The organism is Oleiphilus sp. HI0117 (assembly GCF_001635235.1).
In genome coordinates, this window is the sequence record NZ_LWGA01001379.1 from 1 (window position 1) to 1,046 (window position 1,046).

The 1,046-nt window shown below is 43.1% G+C and carries 1 protein-coding gene and 1 pseudogene; both read left to right on the forward strand.

Annotation, left to right across the window (positions count from 1 at the left end; genetic code table 11):
* Window positions 1-252, forward strand: a pseudogene (fliI, locus tag A3757_RS23555) (flagellum-specific ATP synthase FliI); the annotation flags it as partial.
* 32 nt (window positions 253-284) lie between these two features.
* Complete coding sequence (gene fliJ / locus A3757_RS23560; protein ID WP_068739167.1) at window positions 285-725, forward strand: flagellar export protein FliJ; 441 nt, start codon at window positions 285-287, stop codon at window positions 723-725.
* Window positions 726-1,046 lie beyond the last annotated feature (321 nt).

Below are 1,046 nucleotides of genomic sequence, written 5' to 3' on the forward strand. Positions count from 1 at the left end.
CATATCATCAGTGCTGAGCATTTACAGAATGCACAGCGCTTCAAACAAATCTATGCAAGGTATCAGCAAGCCAGAGACTTAATTAGCGTCGGAGCTTATGTTAAAGGTTCTGACCCACAAACTGATTTTGCTATCGAAAGAATTGAAAAGATGAAGCAGTTCCTGCGGCAGGGATTAACTGAGGAGTCTGAAGCGCCCAGAGCGATAGCGGAAATGTCACAAACGATTGCTGCTGCAGCTCAAGCGCAATAATCTAGCTTGCGCTACAGTCTATAAGGTTGTCTATGAAGAAGTCGCAGCGTTTGAAGGTAGTTCTTGATCAGGCAGTGCGAAACGAGCAAGCGGCTTTGGAGCAGATGACAGCTGCAAAGCGCTATTTGGACGATCAGACTGCGCAAATGGATAATCTCAAACAATATCATAATCAATACCTTGCTGATATGAAGCGAGGCCTTGGTAGCGTCCAGAGCGTTACTCAATTGCAGTCAAGCTTGCACTTTGTTAATCAAATTGATGTCGCAATCCAGCAACAACAGCTTGTTGTTGATCAGGGACAAAAAGCGTTCAATATTACCAAAGAAAAGTGGTCAGCTTTGCACCAAAAAACCAAAGGCTTGGCAGACCTTATTCAGCGCTACAAGGATGAGGAAAACGCACTTGCCGACAAGCGTGAGCAAAAGCAGTTGGAAGACGCTCTTCAAGCCAGGATGTTTCGCCGAAAATAGATCGCTGCATCAAAGGCTTGGCTTAATAATAAGCTTCATTGATGATCAATCCTTTCTTTAGCCTCTCATTGCCGATCTAGGGATAAAAAATCAGTTTATGATTTGTGGTATTCCTGAAAATAGCTACTAAAGTTAGTTGAAGAAATAACTATTTGGTGAGATTTAGGCTGATTATGAGTGAAGCAGCAATTGAGTTAGAAGGTGTTGTGAATATCGCTAAGGTTGAGTCGCTACATCATGAGATGGAAGAGATTCTTAAATTAGCATCTCCAACCGTTATCAGTGCGGGAGAAGTATCGAGAGTGGATACTGCAGCCTTGC